This window comes from Rhizobium sp. RU20A (assembly GCF_900155885.1).
Lineage (GTDB): Bacteria > Pseudomonadota > Alphaproteobacteria > Rhizobiales > Rhizobiaceae > RU20A.
The window spans coordinates 357,918-374,769 of record NZ_FTMB01000002.1; the positions used below are offsets into that span (position 1 = coordinate 357,918).

Consider the following 16,852-nt stretch of genomic DNA (forward strand, 5'->3'; position numbering starts at 1 on the left):
TTGGCGAAAAGGCGAGGACAGAGATGGTCGACCCCGTGGACAGCAAGGCCGTGGTTCTGGATATCGGCGGCAAGAAGCGGGCCTTCGACATCGACGATCCCAAGCTGCCCGGCTGGGTGGATGACAATGCCTTTTCATCCGGCGGCTATCCCTATCCCGACAAGCTCGACAAGGAGGTCTTCGCCAAGACGCTGGAGGATCTGCAGGCCGAGCTCGTCAAGGTGCAGTTCTGGCTGCAGAAGACCGGCGGGCGTGTCATGGCGCTGCTGGAGGGACGCGATGCCGCCGGCAAGGGCGGCGCGATCCACGATATTCTCGCCTATATGAACCCGCGCAATGCGCATGTTGTGGCGCTGACGAAGCCGACGGAAACCGAGCGCGGGCAATGGTATTACCAGCGCTACATCGCCCATTTTCCGACTGCGGGCGACTTCGTGCTGTTCGACCGCTCCTGGTACAACCGCGCCGGCGTCGAGCCGGTCATGGGTTTCTGCACCCCCGAGGAGTACGAGCGCTTTCTGGCCCAGACGCCGCGCTTTGAAAAGATGCTGGTGCAGGACGGCTTCTTCTTCTTCAAGTTCTGGCTCGACATCGGCCGCGAAATGCAGCTGAAGCGCTTCCATGACCGGGCCCACGACCGGCTGAAAACGTGGAAGCTCTCACCCATGGACATTGCCGCCCTCAACAAGTGGGACGACTACTCGCAAAAGCGGGACCGCATGCTGAAGGAAACGGACACCGACCACGCGCCCTGGACCGTCGTCAGGGCCAATGACAAGCGCCGTGCGCGCATCGAGATCATCCGCAGCATTCTCACGGCGCTCGACTACGAGGGCAAGGACAAGAGCGTCGTCGGCACGATCGACAGCCGCATCGTCTGTTCCGGCCACGCATTTCTCGACTGACGCGGGACGGAACGTCCCGACCGGTCAGGTTCCCGGCAGCAGCCTGACGGCGTAGAGGTTGAGGCTCTCGCCGCGGCCGGAAACATCGCTGTTGATGAGCAACTTGCCCGGCGTTCCCGGTGCCAGCGTCCTGTCGAAGCGGACCTGGAAGAGCACATCCACCTTTTCGCCATGCACGGTAAAGCGGTGACGGCCGCAACTGCCGAGGCTGGCGAAATCACACTCCACGTAAAATTCCGTCGGGCGGCCATCGGCCCCCTGCACGGTGAGCGCCAAGGTCGATGTCTTGCCGGAGATTTCGCCAAGAACATTGGCCGGCACGTCGATGGCGACCTCGCCATCCGGCCCGGCCTGCGTGGATGCGATCTTCAGGCGTGAACCGGCCTCGTCGCGAACGACTTCCGTCGCCGCGCGCGCGCCAGCGATATAATCCTTGCCCGCTTCCTGCGGCTGGAAGACCGGCAGCCAGTCCGCCGTGAAGCCTTCCCGCTTTCCGAGCGTTTTCAGCCCGGCGCCGGCGCCATCGCTCGTGTCGGCCACGCGCACGGGCATCTCCGCATCGGGATCGAGCAGCGGCTGGAGAAGGCCCTGCTGGTCCAGCCACCAGGCAGCAGCGCCAATGCCGGCGCCAAGCGTTGCGACCACCAGAAAGGTCGAGAAAAGAAAGCGGCCGATCGATGAACGCTTCTTTCCGGACGCCTGTTGGGCCTTCGGCTGTCGCCGGCCCTTCGAAGGCTTCACGGTATCGCCGCGTGCAGCCTCCGGCATGGGCGGCACGTCGCGCAGGGATGCATCCATGGTGACGGGCTCGACGGCCGGAAATGCTGCTTCCTCCGCCCGGACGGCTTCCTTGTTTTCGCCTGACGTGACGCTGACGACCGGCTCCGGCGAGACGAGCGGCCGGACCGGCGCGACCGGCAAGCCGTCCAGCGGATCGGAGCCAACCGGGTCACGGGTCGTCAGATCGGCGGGTGCCTGGGGCGCGGCGGCAACGGTGTCGACCGCGCCGACGTCACGGGGTGTCTGCGGGACATGTTCAGCCGCAAGCGCCGGATCGGGACGCGATGAGGCCGGTGTGTCTTCGCCACTGCGCCCCCAGAAGCGCGGCTTCGACGGCGCCTGCGCGCGCGCTTCGACCCGTGGGGCGGCACCGGCAGGGTAGACGGCGACGGGTTCGGGAGCCTTCCGGCGCTCGTTGACCTCAGGGGTAAAGGCAGGGTCGCTGCCGCGGTCCGGCTCTCGCCTCTCCGGTTCTCTTCTCTCCGGCGGCGCAACGACGGGCGGGACCCGCTTGCCTGGTGTGGAGCCGAGGGCGAACTGCTCTTCGGTCTCGATGGACTGGATGATGGTCTCCAGCCGTTGTCGCTGCTGGGCGACGATCTCGGGATCGGTGACATCCTGCTTGCGCAGGCCGCTTTCGAGCGCCAGCCGGGCGGATTTGTAGATGCGGGCGCGCGTTTCCGGATTGCCGCGATCCGAGCGGTCGAGCGCATTTCTGATCGCAGTTTCCAGTCCGCTCACATCTCATCCTTCAGTCGGCCGCAACACTCCGCCGATGCGGGACGTGCCAATGGCCACCAGTGCCGTTTACTTTTCGGTAACGATTGCCTCAAGGTAACGCAAGAGGCCAGCCGGCAAAGCAACCATGATCCCCAATGTGAGACAAGGCCGTGGCGACAGCGCGCCCTGTGGACGAGGCACATTGATCGCCGAAACCTTGCGCCCACACCGTCCCCGCAAAGGCGTCCGCACGCGGCGCGACGTGACTTGCGCTCGCCCCGCCTACTGGGCTATTCTTACGTTTACGCAAACGTCAAATCTGGGAGGATGAGACCCGTGACCCTGCCGCCCGTCCTGTCCGGCCTTCGCCGCATTCCGGTGATTGCCGCACCTTTGTTCATCATTTCGCATCCGGCGCTGACCATCGCCCAGTGCAAGGCCGGCATTGTCGGCGCCTTCCCGGCCCTCAACGCCCGGCCGGCCTCGCAACTCGACGAATGGCTGGCCGAGATCACCGAGACGCTCGCCGCCCACGACGCGGCCCATCCGGACCAGCCCGCCGCGCCCTTTGCTGTGAACCAGATCGTCCACCGCTCCAACAAGCGGCTGGAGGAGGATCTGATGCTCTGCGTCAAATACAAGGTGCCCGTGGTCATCTCCTCGCTCGGCGCCGTGCCGGAGGTGAATGCGGCAATTCACTCCTATGGCGGCATCGTGCTGCATGACGTGATCAACGATCGCCATGCCCGCTCGGCGATCCGCAAGGGCGCGGACGGGCTGATCGCGGTGGCGGCGGGGGCCGGCGGCCATGCGGGCACGCTCTCCCCCTTCGCGCTCATCCAGGAAATCCGCGAATGGTTCGACGGGCCGCTGGCCCTGTCCGGCGCCATCGCGACCGGCGGCGCCATTCTGGCGGCGCAGGCGATGGGGGCCGACCTCGCTTATATCGGCTCGCCCTTCATCGCGACGCAAGAAGCCCGCGCCGTCGATGCCTACAAGCAGATGATCGTCGACAGCGCCGCCGCCGATATCGTCTATTCGAACTACTTCACCGGCATTCCCGGCAACTACCTGAAACCTTCGATCGCCGCGGCGGGCATGGACCCCGACCATCTGCCGGAGGCCGACCCCTCGAAAATGGACTTCGAAAAGGCCGCCGAGGGCCCCAAGGCCTGGAAGGAAATCTGGGGCTGCGGCCAGGGCATCGGCGCCGTCAAGGCCGTGACCCCGGTCGAAACGCTGGTGGCGCGCCTTGAAGGCGAATACACCGCGGCCCGCGCGCGCCTCGCCCTCTAGGCACCCGATCCACGACGGCGGCGCCCCTGACGCACACAGCGGGCGCCGCAGTTTTTTCGCAGAACCCAAGATAACAGGCTTGAATTCCCCCCGCTTTGCGGTTATCAGCCCCTCACCTTCCGCTCCGCCGCGCCGGAGAGAGGAATGCCGCTTTAGCTCAGTCGGTAGAGCACATCATTCGTAATGATGGGGTCACGTGTTCGAGTCACGTAAGCGGCACCATTTTCCTGATCGCTTCTGTCTACCACTTCAACAGATGATGAGACGTTTCGGATGGGAAGACCCCTGCCGACGTCATTGGGCCGGCAGGCGCGCCGCGCCTCGCGCATCCCTCAGCGCCTCGATGAGCCAGTCGCGGAAGATCGCTGCTTCCGGCGTGGTCCGTTCCACGGCATGCGCGGTGAGGATGAAGTGGGATTCGGGGATGTCGATGCCGTCGGCGAAAGGCAGGTAGAGGCCGCGTTCCTTCAGGTAGTGTGTCGTGTAGCTGCTTTGAACGATGCAGGGCCCGAAGCCGACGGCGGTCAGTTCGAGGGCGATGAGCGAACTGTCGGTCATGGTGTTGACACGAAGCGCCGTCTCATCGAGGTCGTGCCGGCGCAGCATGCGTGTCCAGCGGTCTTCGCAGCCCATGATCTGCACCACGCCGCCGCGTGTCAGGGCGGCCAGTCGTTCGCGGTCGCCGCCGCCGGGCGGTGCATTCTCCTGCCGCGCGACGACGACGGAATCTTCATGCCAGAGCGGGCGCACATCGAAGTCGCTCCACTGCCCGTCCCCAAAACGGATATCGACATCGACGCTGGTGGATCTGTCAGCCCAGACCGCGGCCAGCAGCCGGATCTTGATGTGGGGAAAGAGCGCGTGGAACTTCGGAAGCAACGGCGCAATCCAGGTCGTTGCGAAGAGAACCGAGGCGCGCACGGCAAGATGCGTGTGCTGGCCGCGACCGAACATGCCGACGGTGGAGATGGCGAGTTCGTCGAAGGCCCGCGTCACCCCCGGCAGATAGGCACGTCCCACCGTCGTCAGTTGCAGGCCGCGCGGCAGGCGCTTGAACAGTTGCCCGCGCAAATGCCGCTCCAGGGAACGCACTTGGTGGCTGACGGCGGCCGGGGTGAGGTTCAGTTCCTCGGCAGCAGCGGAAAAGCTCGACAGGCGCGCTGCGGCCTCGAAGGCGCGCAGCCATTGCAGGGGCGGGAGTGCATAGGCCATCGATCTCCTCGCTTCAAATAAAATGATGCCTTACGCCCATAAAGCTTTGTTTGACTTGCGCCAAGCCCGGATCGAATTTTGGCAGCAGGACGCGCCGTCTCGGCGCTGATCGCATGGTCGGGGACCGGATCGTGAAGACATTCGACTACATCGTCGTCGGCGCCGGATCTGCCGGCTGCGTGCTCGCCGACCAGCTGTCGCGCAGCGGTGCGAACAGCGTTCTCGTGCTCGAGGCGGGCGGCAGCGACAACAGCTTCTGGATCAAGACGCCGATCGGCTACGGCCGCACCTTCTTCGATCCACGCATCAACTGGATGTACCGGACCGAGCCGGACCCGGAGACCGGCGGGCGGATCGGCTACTGGCCGCGCGGCAAGGTTCTCGGCGGCTCCAGCTCGATCAATGCGCTCGTCTATTGCCGCGGCCTTCCGGGAGATTTCGACGACTGGGAGGAGGCTGGCGCGGCCGGCTGGAACTGGAACCGGGTGCGGGCCCACTACGAGCAGATCGAAAGCCGGGTCCTGGCGGACGGCACGATCGAGGGAAACGGGCCGCTGTTCGTCACCGATGTCAGGCACGACACGCATCCCTGCAACCGCCACTATTTCGCGATGGCGCGAGACCTCGGGCTGCCGGTGACGGAGGATTGCAACGGGCCCTTCCCGGAGGGCGTGACGCGCTACCGCATCACGACCCGGCGGGGAGGGCGCTGGTCGGCGGCCGATGCCTTTCTGCGCCCGGCGCTCACGCGTGCCAATGTCACGCTCATCCAGAATTGCATGGTCGAGCGCATTCTGTTCGAAGGGCGGCGGGCCGTCGGCGTTTCGGTGCGCACGACGCAGGGAATGGAGACCTTTCAGGCCGGTCGCGACGTCATCGTCAGCGCCGGCGCGGTGAATTCGCCGAAGCTCCTGCAAGCCTCCGGCATCGGGCCGCAGGCGCTGCTCGCGCGGCTCGGGATTCCCGTCATCATGGCCAATCAGAATGTCGGGGCCAATCTTCAGGATCATCTGGGCATCAGCTATTACTACAAGGCGAACGAGGCGACCCTCAACTCCGTTCTCGCCCCCAGGTGGGGCAAGATGCTGCAGGGTATGCGGTATCTTCTGACGCGGCGCGGTCCGCTCAGCCTCAGCGTCAACCAGTGCGGCGGCTTCGTGCGCTCGCGGGAGGGCCTGGCGCGGCCCGACCAGCAGCTCTACCTCAACCCCCTCACCTACACGACGGGGCCGGCGAACAATCGGCCAAAGATCCGGCCGGACCCCTTTCCCGGCTTCATTCTGTCCTTCCAGCCGACGCGGCCGACCAGCCGGGGACGGATCGAGATCATCTCGCCGGACCCTTCCGATGCGCCGCGGATCATCCCGAATTCGCTGTCGACTGAGAAGGATCTGGACGACGTGATCGCCGGCGGCCGCCTCATCCAGCGCATGGCGGCGACGCCGGCCATGCGCGGCTTCATCAAGGAGGCGATGGCGCCGGACGTGCGTGCGCTCGACGATGGGGGCATTCTTGAGGATTTTCGGCTGCGCTGCGGCAGCGTCTATCATCCGGTTTCCACCTGCCGCATGGGGCGGGATGCCGCGAGCGGCGTGACGGACAGCGCGCTGCGCGTCTTCGGCGTCACCGGGCTTCGGGTCGTCGATGCCTCCGCCTTTCCCAGCATCACCTCCGGCAACACCAATGCGCCCACCATCATGCTGGCCCACCGCGCAGCGGACCTGATTTTGAACGGCCCTTCCTATGTCGGGCTCGGGCGATGACACAGAGAAGGACACAGGCATGAAGCTCGACAGGATCGAAACCTTCGTGGTGGCCAATCCGCCACCGCGGCACGGGGGCCGCTACTTCATCTTCGTGCGGCTGACGACGGCCTGCGGCATCAGCGGCGTCGGCGAGATCTACAACGCCACCTTCGGGCCGGACCTCTGCGCGGCGATGGCGGTCGACATGTTCACCCGCCAGTTCGAGGGCCAGGATCCGCATCATATCGAACAGATGTGGCGCCGCAGCTATGGTGCCGGCTACACGATGCGGCCCGATGTGACGGTGATGGGCGTTCTCAGCGGCCTCGAAATGGCCTGCTGGGACATTATCGGCAAGGCCGCCGGCCAGCCGGTCTACCAGTTGCTGGGCGGCCAGGTGCATCGACGGCTGCGCAGCTACACCTATCTCTATCCGCCGCAGGGCGACGTCTATCCCGACCCTACCCGTCCGAATGTCTACAACGACCCGGACTTGGCCGCCGAAGCGGCGCTGCTTGCGGTCGAGCAAGGCTTTACCGCCGTGAAGTTCGATCCGGCCGGGCCCTACACCATCCATGACGGCCACCAGCCGCGCATGGAGGACCTGACGCGCTCGGAGGCCTTCTGCCGGCGCATTCGCGAAGCGGTCGGCGACCGGGCGGATCTGCTCTTCGGCACCCATGGCCAGTTCACGGTTTCGGGCGCAAAACGCCTGGCGCGGCGGCTCGAGGCCTATGATCCGCTCTGGTTCGAGGAGCCGATCCCGCCGGAGAACCCGGCCGACATGGCGGAAGTCGCCCGCTTCACGGCGATCCCGATTGCGGCCGGCGAGCGGCTGTGCACCAAGCACGAATTCGCCCGCCTGCTGGAGGTAGGCGCCGCCTCGATCCTGCAGATGAACCTCGGCCGGGTCGGCGGCCTTCTGGAGGCGAAGAAGATTGCCGGCATGGCCGAGACGCGGTCGGCGCAGATCGCGCCGCATCTCTATTGCGGGCCGATCGTCGCCGCCGCCAATATCCAGCTTGCGGCGTGCAGTCCGAATTTCCTCGTACTGGAATCGATCGGCCGCTTCGACGGCCCCTTCATGCGCTTCCTCAACGAGCCGATCGCCTGGGAAGACGGCTATGTCATCCCGCCGACCGCGCCCGGGCTCGGCGTGACGCTGAATGACGCGGCGATCGCCGCGAGCCCCTATACGGGCAGCGAACTCCATCTCAATCTCGACACCGAGCCGCTGGTGCCGTGACCGACCCGTCACGACATGCCGCAGCTTCAACACGGAAAGGTCCTCTCATGCGCTATGGTTTCATCGGGCTCGGCAATCTCGGGGGGCATCTGGCGGCCAGTCTGCTGCGCAGCGGCTTCGATGTCGTGGTGCATGATCGCGATCCGGCCGCCGCCGAACGGCTGATTACGGCCGGCGCGGTCTGGGCCGACAGCGCCGGTGCACTCGCCGGCCAGTCGGATGCCGTGCTCACCTGCCTGCCCTCGCCGCAGGTGTCGAACGCGGTGCTCAACGAGATCCTTAAGGCCGCGCGGCCGGGGCTGACCTGGATCGAAATGTCCACCCTTGGCCGCGACGAGATCCTGCGACTTGCGGCAAAGGCCGCCGAGCGCGGCGTTACGACCATGGAACTTCCGGTGACGGGCGGGGTGCATCTGGCGGCGCAGGGCAAGATCACCATGCTGGCGGGCGGCGACAAGGAGCTCATCGATCGTCATCGCCCGGCCCTCGAGGCCATGGGCGACCAGATCTTCTACATGGGTCCGCTCGGCAGCGCCGCCGTCATCAAGGTCATCACCAATATGCTGGCCTTCATCCATCTGGTCGCCGATGGCGAGGCGCTGATGCTGGCCAAGCGCGGCGGGCTCGATCTCGCGCAGGCCTGGCGGGCCATCAAGGCCAGCTCCGGCAACAGCTTCGTGCACGAGACGGAAGGTCAGCTCATTCTCAACGGCAGCTATGATGTCGGCTTCAGCATGGATCTGGCCCTGAAGGATCTCGGCTTTGCCATGAATTTCGGCGAGACCTTCGACGTGCCGCTGGCGCTCGCCGAACACACGCACGCGATCTTCCTCAAGGGCAAGGAGGCCTATGGCGGCAGCGCCCAGTCCACCCAGATCGTCAAGCTGCTGGAAGAGGCCGTCGGGACGGACCTTCGGGCCGACGGGTTTCCCGCCCGTCTGGAGTGAGGATGTCTTAAGCCGGCAGGCTCTCGGCTGCGGATGAACCGGCCTCGGCCTCTCCATCCTTCGGCCCCTCCAACTCCCCCTCCTCCGGCAGGCGCGCGAAGCCGGAGCGGACCTGCGTAGGCGAGACGCCATAGGTGCGGCGGAAGGCGCGGGAGAAGTGCGAGGCATTGTTGAAGCCGACGTCGATGGCGATGGCGATGATGGGGCGGTCGGTGCTGGCCAGAAGCTCACGGGCGCGCTGCAGGCGCACGAGATTGTAGGCATGGGCCGGCGCCATGCCGAGCGTCGTCAGGAACAGGCGCTCCAGTTGCCGGCGGGACAGGCCCACCATGCCGGCGAGAGCCTGAATGCTCTTCGGCTCGGCCAAATGCTGCTCCATGGTGATGAGCGTGGCGTTGACGCGGCGCTCGGTGGTGGCCATGCCCTCCAGCGATTGCAGCGGCGCGCGGGTCTGCGTGTCGTTCGGCGCACGGGCCCGGCCGATCTGCAGCACTTCCAGCGCGTTCTGCTCGGCATCACGCCCGATGAAGGTGCGGATGATATGGGCGGCGAGATCGGCCGAACTCATGCCGCCGGCGCAGGAGCCGCGTGATCCGTCGAAATTGAAGAGCCGGTCGGGCCGCGCCTTCAGATCCGGGAAGCGCTCGCGGAACGAGGCGTAGTGCAGCCAGCTCACGCAGGTCTGGTGACGGGTCAAAAGCCCGGCTTCGGCGAGGATGAAGGTGCCGGTGCACAGGCCGATCAGGGGAATGCGCCGCTCGGCCGCCTGATGCAGGAAGCGCAGGGTCTCCTCGTCGCACAGTTCCTCCGATTCCAGCCGGCCGCCGACCACGACGATCATGTCGAAACGTTCGGGACGCGTCAGATCGGCCGTCGGCGCGACGGAAACGCCGCAGCTGGAGCGGATGAGATGGCGCGTCGAGCCGAGCAGCTCCCAGTCCGCCTTGACGCGGCCGGAGCGATCCAGCTCGTCGCTCGCCAGCCGCAGCGTATCGATGAAGAGCGAGAAGGCCGAGAGGGTGAAGAGCCGGGCAAGCACGAAGCCGACCTTCAGCTTGCGGTCGGGCGCGGCACCATCGGCCCTCGCCCGGCCACCGGCCGGCCTGCGCGCCACGCCACCCTGTGCACCCGCCATCTCGTTCTCCTCATCCCCTTGCGCACGCCGCGCAGACCTCTCGCCGGCACCGGTGGGATTGTCGGATCATACCGCAGGAAACGACATGCGCATCCGTGGCTTTGCGCCTTTGGGTGTCAAAACTACGGCTGGGAGGTGGGGGGACGTGGTGCGGGAGTTGGAGGTGTTGTCTGCTTTGCGCCATGAGCAGACATGGGAACGCCATTTTTGCGGCGCCCACTTTGCGTCCCTAAAGCTCGCCGGGGAACTCCGCGGTTTTCGATTGCACTTATGAAGGGTATCGGCGAAGTAAAGATCACGGGTTTTGTTGTCGGCGCGGCACTATCAGGCATCATCGGCGATATCTCGGTTGATTCCTATAAGGCCCAGCAGCACCAAATTTATGAAACGCTAATTCACACGTCGGATGCCGTGATGGCTTGGGTGAACCACTTGCTTCCTCTCTAGCACATGCAGATCCAGTCGCGGTTGACCCTCGCCCGACAGCTTAGCGCCTTCGATATCGGCCTTTGGGCACAATCTGTCGTTTGCCTGAAAACCTGCCGGTCCCCTCGCCTAGTCTGCAAAGCACCTTCAAAGCGGCCACTCCCGATAAGAAGACTTGCAAATGTCCTAAGGGCGATAAATCTCTCTGGGAAATGGACAGATGTCGAGGCACTCGCCCTCCTGGTTGCGAAACTCTCACTGCGTATTCTGACAGGAACCAAGTGAACCGTCAGCCAACAACTCGCTTGTCGTCTTTCACCTTAATAATGGCACCAAAAATGTAGGCCACTCTCAAAAAAGAAAAGAAGCCCCAGACAGAGAGAAAACTCCAAGCTGCAAAAAAATGGAACTTCCAGCTCGCGCCTTTTGCTATGTCGAAAGATGTGACGGTCATAGGTATGGATGCGAAGGTAATAGCGAATCCGAGAAGAAGAGCGTGTTTAGTGTATTTAAGAAAGATCTTCATCTCTGGTGTGTCTTTGATACGATTTATAAAGCCGTCCGTTTTGCCTGCGATGAAACCGAAAATGGCAAATAAGAAACCTGTCTGAATTGAGGACCAGTCAAAAACCGATGAATAGATATTAGATACATTGATATCTTCCGAGACAGAAAGCTGAATGAGATCCGAACGGAAATAATACAGTAGCAGGCACGACAAAGCTGCCAGCGAGATAGGTCCGAATTTCTCTATGATGCCCATCATCCCATAAGATTCTTCATTCGCGTTGACAGGAATTGAACCTTAATCTTGTAGTTTTTATCCGGGTCGCGGTCATCGATTGAAAGCGTGTCCTTCAGGACCTGACGATCTTCAATCAAGTCGATTTCCTCGGAAACATCGTTCACAACCGTTACGGCCGTCAGCTTGTCAATCCTGGCCTTCGCTCCGACGGACGTGGCCAACAACTCAGCCAATTCGGACACTTTAGATGATAAAAAGCCTTTTCGATGACCCATTGAAAGTTCAATCAGTATCGACGGCGCATCGTAGGCATCTGCCATCGCTTTAATGCCCTGTGATGCCGCTTTTCCGTCTCCGCCGAGGTCGTCCATGCTGTCGGGATTTGCAATCCTGACCGACAGCTTACGAGTGTTGCCACCGTTGAATTTCTTCCAGGCATCAGGGTTTACGCGCGGGTCTAGCCGATACTGAGCGGCTACGTTGTAGGAAGCTAGATAATCTAGGATACGACCGACCGAAACAACGCGAGGATCGTGTTGCACGCCGAGTATGCCCTTCACGTGATTAAGTCTAAATACAATGCTGTGAGCAAGCTTCTTCGCAGAGAGAGACTTTCTCGTTGCTCCGTCCAGCTCACCGGGCAGGTTTGTGCCTTGGCACCTGACAAACTCCCCTACCACAGCATCCGCGCCGTCATCGTCAAGATTTTCGAGGCGGATCACGTAGTCTTGCGCTAATTGGATTTCCCGCTTTTGTTTGTCAGGCTCTTTCACTGATTGTTTCAGCATTGATACCATAGACGGTATCTGGTTGTTCGATCGGCTGACGTTGTAAAAACGGAATGTAAAATTCTTATCCATGCGCCCCTCACTTTTCGGCGCATTAAAATATGTGATTCGCGCATTTGGCGAGTCATTTCTATCTGCCGATCTTTGGAATAGACAAGCAATTCAGTTTGTCCTCAAGCGTGTCGTCCAATCTACCCTTGCTGTGGCTGCCATAGGCCAAGGCTCGCCCCTCAAGAGGGGGCCGCTGGTGAGTGCCCGTTTGGCCTTAAAACTGCCTATCGGCAAGCTACCTCTTAATCGCAATCTTCCGGCCGAGCTGAATTGCAGCTTTTAGAACGCAAAGCTGCGCTCGACTACGTTCGTCTCAATGTCCACGATGGGCCGATAGCGGACCTAGGAATTCGTCTCCCCTACCAACACACCCCTCACGCCACCCCATCCCCCACCAGCCGCTCCGCCGTAAACCGATCCGTCACCAGCGTATCAATGACCCCGGTGCGCAAGGCCCCTGCAATTGCCGCCGTCTTGGCGGCGCCGCCGGCCAGCGCGATGACGCGGTCGACCTTATCGAGTTCTTCGAGCGAAATGCCGATGACGCGATCGTCGAGGGGGGTTTTGACGGGCTTGCCGGTGCGGTCGAAGAAGCGCAGCGACATGTCGCCGACGGCGCCGGCTTCGGCGAGGTCGGTGAGTTCGCGGGCGGAGAAGATGTTGCCGGAACGGGCGAGCAGTTCGGAGGGCTCGACGGCGCCGATGCCGATGATGGCGAGCGTGATGGACTGGAAGAGTTCGATCGTCTCGCGCACGAAGGGATCGGCGAGCATCAGGAGCTTTGCCTCGCGGGATGTGGCGATGCCCTGCACGGGCAGCAGCTTCGGCTCGGCGCCGGTGAGGCGGGCGAGCCGTGTCGTCAGCTGCGTGGCGTGGGTCTGCACGGAGGGATCGCCCATGCCGCCGAGCGTCTGGACGATGTATTTCGCCTGGGCGCTCTTTTGCGGATGGATGTTTTCCACCATGCGGAAAATGGTCTGGCTCCAGCTGGAGACGCCGATGACGTCGCCGGGCGAAAGCGTGATTTCGAGCAGGTGGGCGGCCGCCTCGCCGATGCGGGCCATGACCGCGCCATCGCGGTCCTCCGAACATTCGACGACGATGACCTCGCCCGTGCCGAACCGGTTGCGGATCGCCGTTTCGAGATCGGTATAGGTGCCGGCCGGCGGGATAACCGTGGTGCGCACGATATCCTCCGCCTCGGCGCGCTTCAGCATGCGCGAGACGGTGGCCTGCGACAGGCGCAGGTGCTGGGCAATCTCCGCCTGGCGCTTGTGCTCCAGATGGTACATCTGCGCCACGCGGGAGATCAGCCGAAGTTCGTTAATGCGTCCCATGTGCCCCGCCCGGTGAATTTTTATTCAACCTTAGCGCTCTCCGGAACAAAGGTCGAGCGGGCGATTGCATCCTTCCACGTCTTCAACTCTCCGCGGATCGGCCCCTGCTGCGGGGCGATGCGGCGGGTGGCGCGCGGCAGGGCCTTGATGGCGGCAAGATCCGGCCAGAGGCCGAGGGTAAGGCCGGCGAGATAGGCCGCGCCAAGGGCCGAGGCTTCCGGCGCCTCGCACTGGATGACGGCGTGGTCGAGAATGTCGGCGACATTCTGCATCAGGAAATCGCTGCGGCTCGGGCCGCCATCCACATAAAGCGAGCCGATGGCCACATCGCCGTGCTTCAGCATGGCCGCGAAGACGTCGTGCACCTGGAAGGGAATGCTGTCGGCCACGGCCCGGGCCATCTGGGCGCGGGTGGTGTTGAAGTCGATCTGCGCAAAGAGCGCGCGGGCGTCGGAGTTCCAGTAGGGCGCGCCGAGGCCGACGAAGGCGGGCACGAAGCCGGGGCCGCCGGCCGGGGCGGTTGCCGCCAGCTCCAGCAGCGCCGCGACATCGGGAAGGCCGAGAATACCGGCCATCCAGGGCAGGCTGGAGGCGCTGACGAGGATATTGCCCTCGAAGGCGAAGGTGGGCTTGCCGGCGATGCGCCAGGCGACCGTGGTTGTGATGCCGTCGCTGGGGGCAATGAAGCGCGGCAGCGTCGCCATGATGGAGGAGCCGGTGCCGAAGGTGACCTTGCCGTCGCCGACATCATAGGCGCCATGGCCGAACAGCGCGGCATGGCTGTCACCGATGGCGGCGGCAATCGGCGTGCCATCGGCAATGCCCGGAACGCCGGCGGTGACGCCGAACGGACTGGCACTGTCGCGCACCTCCGGCAGCACGGCCTTGTGTATCCCGAAAAGGGCGCAGAGTTCGTCGCTCCAGACCTGTTCCTTGAGATCGAGGAACTGGCTGCGGGCGGCGTTGGAGGCATCGCAGGCGTGCACCTTGCCGCCGGTCAAGCGATGGATGAGCCAGCTGTCGATGGTGCCGACGCGGAGCTTGCGGCCGGCGGGGGCGCGGTCGATCAGCCACTTCATCTTGGCGCCGGGGAACATGGGATCGATCGGCAGGCCGGTGATTTCCAGCACGCGGCCTGCATGGCCGCTCGCGATCAGCGCCTCGCATTCGGGCGCGGTGCGGCGGCACTGCCAGCTGAGCACGGGGCCGAGCGGCTCGCCCGTTTCGCCGTCCCAGATGGTGACGGATTCGCGCTGGTTGGAAATGGCGACGGCTTCGATGCTGACATCAGGGCCGGCGGCGATGCACTGCGCGATCGCTTCGCAGACGGAGGCCCAGATGCGGTTCGGGTCCTGCTCCACCCAGCCGGACTGGGGATAGCTGATGCCGACGGGGGACGCGCCGCGGGAGAGAACCTCGCCGCCCTCCGAGACGAGGATGGCCTTGGAATTGGTGGTGCCCTGGTCGATCGCAAGAATGGCGCGCATGGACGGTCTCGTCTCCCTGAAGCCGTCGTCGGCGACACGGGGAAGCGCCGGACGGGCCCTGTCTCTCGGTTCTATCTCCCCACGGGGCCATTCGGCCGGGGGGGTTCAAAAAGACCGGGGCGCGATGATCACGCCCCGGCCTCGTCTCTCATCGGTTAGCCTTACTTGCGGCGCAAGAGGGCGACGGTCGCTTCGGCGATCGCGCCCGGGGCCATGCCGAATTCGTCCAGCAGGAATTCGGCTGAGCCGGTGGGCGCATAGACGCCGGGCACGCCGAGACGCTTCATCGGCACCGGCGCATGATCGACCACGACTTCGGCAACGGCCGAGCCGAGGCCGCCATAGATCGAGTGCTCCTCGGCCGTGACGATGGCGCCGGTTTCCTTCGCAGCGGCGATGATGGCGGCTTCGTCGATCGGGCGCACCGTCGCCATGTTCAGGACGCGGGCGTTGATGCCGTCCTTGGCGAGGATGTCGGCAGCTTTCACCATGCGGTGCGTCAGCGTGCCGTTCGCGATCAGCGTCACATCGGTGCCCTCGCGCAGGACATTCGCCTTGCCGACTTCGAAGACGTGGCCTTCCGGCAAGAGGTCCGGAACGCCGACGCGCGACAGGCGCAGGAAGACCGGGCCGTCATAGGTGGCAGCCCAGGCAACGGCGGCGGCCGTCTCGATGCGGTCGCAGGGGGCGATGACCGGCAGGTTCGGCAGGACGCGGGTCCAGGCGAAATCCTCGATCGAATGGTGCGTCGGTCCCAGCTCGCCGTAAGCCATGCCGGACGAAATGCCGATCAGCTTCACATTGGCATTGGAGTAGGAAATGTCCGCCTTGATCTGCTCCAGCGCACGGCCGGTGAGGAAACAGGAAGCGCCGCAGACGAAGGGAATGCGGCCGCCATTGGCAAGACCGGCGCCGACGCCGACCATGTTCTGCTCGGCGATGCCGACATTGACGAGGCGCTCGGGGAATTTCGACTTGAAGCCACCGAGCTTGGAGGAGCCGACGCTGTCGTTGCAGACGGCAACGACCGCCTCATTGTCAGCGGCGAGCTTTTCGAGAACCGAGGCGAAGGCGTCGCGGCAGTCGTAGAGATTGGTCTTGGTGGTCGCGTCCATTAGAGGGCCTCCGACAGTTCTTTGACGGCAAGTTCGTACTGGTCCTTGTTCGGGACCTTGTGGTGCCAGTCGCCGCTGTCCTGCATGAAGGAAATGCCGTGGCCCTTGTTGGTGTGGGCAACGATGCAGTGCGGGCGGGCGGTGCGCTTTTCGAGCGCCGGCACGACTTCGGCCATCGCATTGCCGTTGATCTCGGTCACGTCCCAGCCAAAGGCTTCGAGACGTGGGCGCAGCGGCGCCAGATCATTGGTGTCCTTCAGGGATGCGCCCTGCTGGAAACGGTTGTGGTCGATGATCAGCGTCAGATTGTCGAGGCCGAACTGGGCGCCGGCCATGATGGCCTCCCAGTTGGAGCCTTCCTGCATTTCGCCGTCGCCCGTCAGCACGAAAGTGCGGTAGGCAGCACCCGAAAGCTTGGCGGCCTTTGCCATGCCGACGGCGACGGGCAGGCCGTGGCCGAGCGGGCCAGTGTTGGTCTCGACGCCCGGCACCTTGTTGCAGTTCGGGTGGCCGTTAAGGCGCGACATCGGCTTCAGGAAAGTGGAGATTTCCTCTTCCGGAATGAAGCCGCGCTTGGCGAGCGTCACATAAAGCGCCAGCGCAACGTGACCCTTGGAAAGCACGAAGCGGTCACGCTCCGGGTTCTTCGGGTTCTCCGGGAAAATGTTGAGGACGCGGAAGAAAAGCGCCGTCAGAATATCGGTGGCCGACATCTCCCCGCCAATATGGCCTGCGCCGGCTTCGTAGACCGCCTGCACATCGCGCAAGCGTATCTGCCGGGCGATCTGCTCGAGTTCCCTGGTCTCCATGTGATCCTCTTTGATCCGCGTAAGAATATTTATTCAGATATAGATATTCTTGCACATCTCGCGATTCAGTCAAGCCCACCTGCCAAATTTTCGCGCAAACCGAATCCG

The 16,852-nt window shown here is 63.8% G+C and carries 14 protein-coding genes, 1 tRNA gene and 1 pseudogene; 7 read left to right on the forward strand and 9 right to left on the reverse strand.

Translation table 11 applies throughout. The annotated features are described in order from the left end of the window. Window positions 1-23: 23 nt before the first annotated feature. Window positions 24-905, forward strand: a complete 882-nt coding sequence (gene ppk2, locus F3H41_RS10330; protein ID WP_149738590.1) for a polyphosphate kinase 2 — start codon at window positions 24-26, stop codon at window positions 903-905. Window positions 906-2,213: 1,308 nt separating this feature from the next. Here the strand turns inward: ppk2 and F3H41_RS21735 are convergent. After that, window positions 2,214-2,426: pseudogene (locus F3H41_RS21735) on the reverse strand (biotin transporter BioY); the annotation flags it as partial. 315 nt (window positions 2,427-2,741) lie between these two features. Between F3H41_RS21735 and F3H41_RS10340 the strand changes: the two are divergent. After that, window positions 2,742-3,701: a nitronate monooxygenase family protein gene (locus tag F3H41_RS10340; protein WP_149738591.1), complete on the forward strand. Its 960-nt coding sequence runs from the start codon at window positions 2,742-2,744 to the stop codon at window positions 3,699-3,701. Between the two features lie 146 nt (window positions 3,702-3,847). Continuing rightward, window positions 3,848-3,923: transfer RNA gene (locus F3H41_RS10345), tRNA-Thr, on the forward strand. 72 nt (window positions 3,924-3,995) lie between these two features. On the opposite strand, the gene F3H41_RS10350 is transcribed toward F3H41_RS10345, so the two are convergent. Further along, window positions 3,996-4,913 carry a LysR substrate-binding domain-containing protein gene (locus F3H41_RS10350; RefSeq protein WP_149738592.1) on the reverse strand — a complete coding sequence of 306 codons (918 nt, stop codon included), beginning with the start codon at window positions 4,911-4,913 and terminating at the stop codon, window positions 3,996-3,998. A 131-nt stretch (window positions 4,914-5,044) separates the two neighbouring features. Here F3H41_RS10350 and F3H41_RS10355 point away from each other — a divergent pair, with 131 nt between their 5' ends. Genes F3H41_RS10355 through F3H41_RS10365 form a run of 3 tightly spaced genes read left to right on the forward strand, consistent with a single transcriptional unit; the run spans window position 5,045 to window position 8,851 of the window. Then, window positions 5,045-6,676: a GMC family oxidoreductase N-terminal domain-containing protein gene (locus tag F3H41_RS10355; RefSeq protein WP_149738593.1), complete on the forward strand. Its 1,632-nt coding sequence runs from the start codon at window positions 5,045-5,047 to the stop codon at window positions 6,674-6,676. Between the two features lie 19 nt (window positions 6,677-6,695). After that, window positions 6,696-7,904, forward strand: a complete 1,209-nt coding sequence (locus F3H41_RS10360; protein WP_149738594.1) for a mandelate racemase/muconate lactonizing enzyme family protein — start codon at window positions 6,696-6,698, stop codon at window positions 7,902-7,904. 47 nt (window positions 7,905-7,951) lie between these two features. Continuing rightward, entirely contained in the window at window positions 7,952-8,851 is a 900-nt protein-coding gene (locus F3H41_RS10365; RefSeq protein WP_149738595.1) for an NAD(P)-dependent oxidoreductase, read from the forward strand. 7 nt (window positions 8,852-8,858) lie between these two features. On the opposite strand, the gene F3H41_RS10370 is transcribed toward F3H41_RS10365, so the two are convergent. Next, a complete protein-coding gene (locus F3H41_RS10370) occupies window positions 8,859-9,986 on the reverse strand; it encodes a GlxA family transcriptional regulator (protein ID WP_149738596.1) in 1,128 nt (375 codons plus the stop codon). Between the two features lie 270 nt (window positions 9,987-10,256). Here F3H41_RS10370 and F3H41_RS21250 point away from each other — a divergent pair, with 270 nt between their 5' ends. Beyond that, on the forward strand, window positions 10,257-10,433 hold the full coding sequence (locus tag F3H41_RS21250; protein ID WP_188129420.1) for a hypothetical protein: 177 nt from the start codon (window positions 10,257-10,259) through the stop codon (window positions 10,431-10,433). 268 nt (window positions 10,434-10,701) lie between these two features. Here the strand turns inward: F3H41_RS21250 and F3H41_RS10375 are convergent, their stop codons facing one another. From F3H41_RS10375 to F3H41_RS10400, 6 genes are all read right to left on the reverse strand, one after another. Continuing rightward, window positions 10,702-11,178, reverse strand: a complete 477-nt coding sequence (locus F3H41_RS10375) for a hypothetical protein (protein ID WP_149738597.1) — start codon at window positions 11,176-11,178, stop codon at window positions 10,702-10,704. Further along, window positions 11,175-12,017 (reverse strand): hypothetical protein, encoded by an 843-nt coding sequence (locus F3H41_RS10380; RefSeq protein ID WP_149738598.1) that lies wholly within the window; start codon window positions 12,015-12,017, stop codon window positions 11,175-11,177. The genes F3H41_RS10375 and F3H41_RS10380 overlap by 4 nt, the downstream gene beginning before the upstream one ends. A 353-nt stretch (window positions 12,018-12,370) precedes the next feature. Beyond that, the gene (locus tag F3H41_RS10385) at window positions 12,371-13,333 is read right to left on the reverse strand and encodes a sugar-binding transcriptional regulator (RefSeq protein WP_149738599.1); all 963 of its coding nucleotides are present in this window, start codon (window positions 13,331-13,333) and stop codon (window positions 12,371-12,373) included. A gap of 20 nt (window positions 13,334-13,353) precedes the next feature. Further along, complete coding sequence (locus tag F3H41_RS10390; protein WP_149738600.1) at window positions 13,354-14,820, reverse strand: FGGY-family carbohydrate kinase; 1,467 nt, start codon at window positions 14,818-14,820, stop codon at window positions 13,354-13,356. 161 nt (window positions 14,821-14,981) lie between these two features. Continuing rightward, the gene (locus F3H41_RS10395; protein WP_149738601.1) at window positions 14,982-15,935 is read right to left on the reverse strand and encodes a transketolase family protein; all 954 of its coding nucleotides are present in this window, start codon (window positions 15,933-15,935) and stop codon (window positions 14,982-14,984) included. Further along, window positions 15,935-16,744 (reverse strand): transketolase, encoded by an 810-nt coding sequence (locus F3H41_RS10400; RefSeq protein ID WP_149738602.1) that lies wholly within the window; start codon window positions 16,742-16,744, stop codon window positions 15,935-15,937. Before F3H41_RS10400 ends, F3H41_RS10395 begins: the two co-directional genes overlap by 1 nt. Window positions 16,745-16,852: the final 108 nt, after the last annotated feature.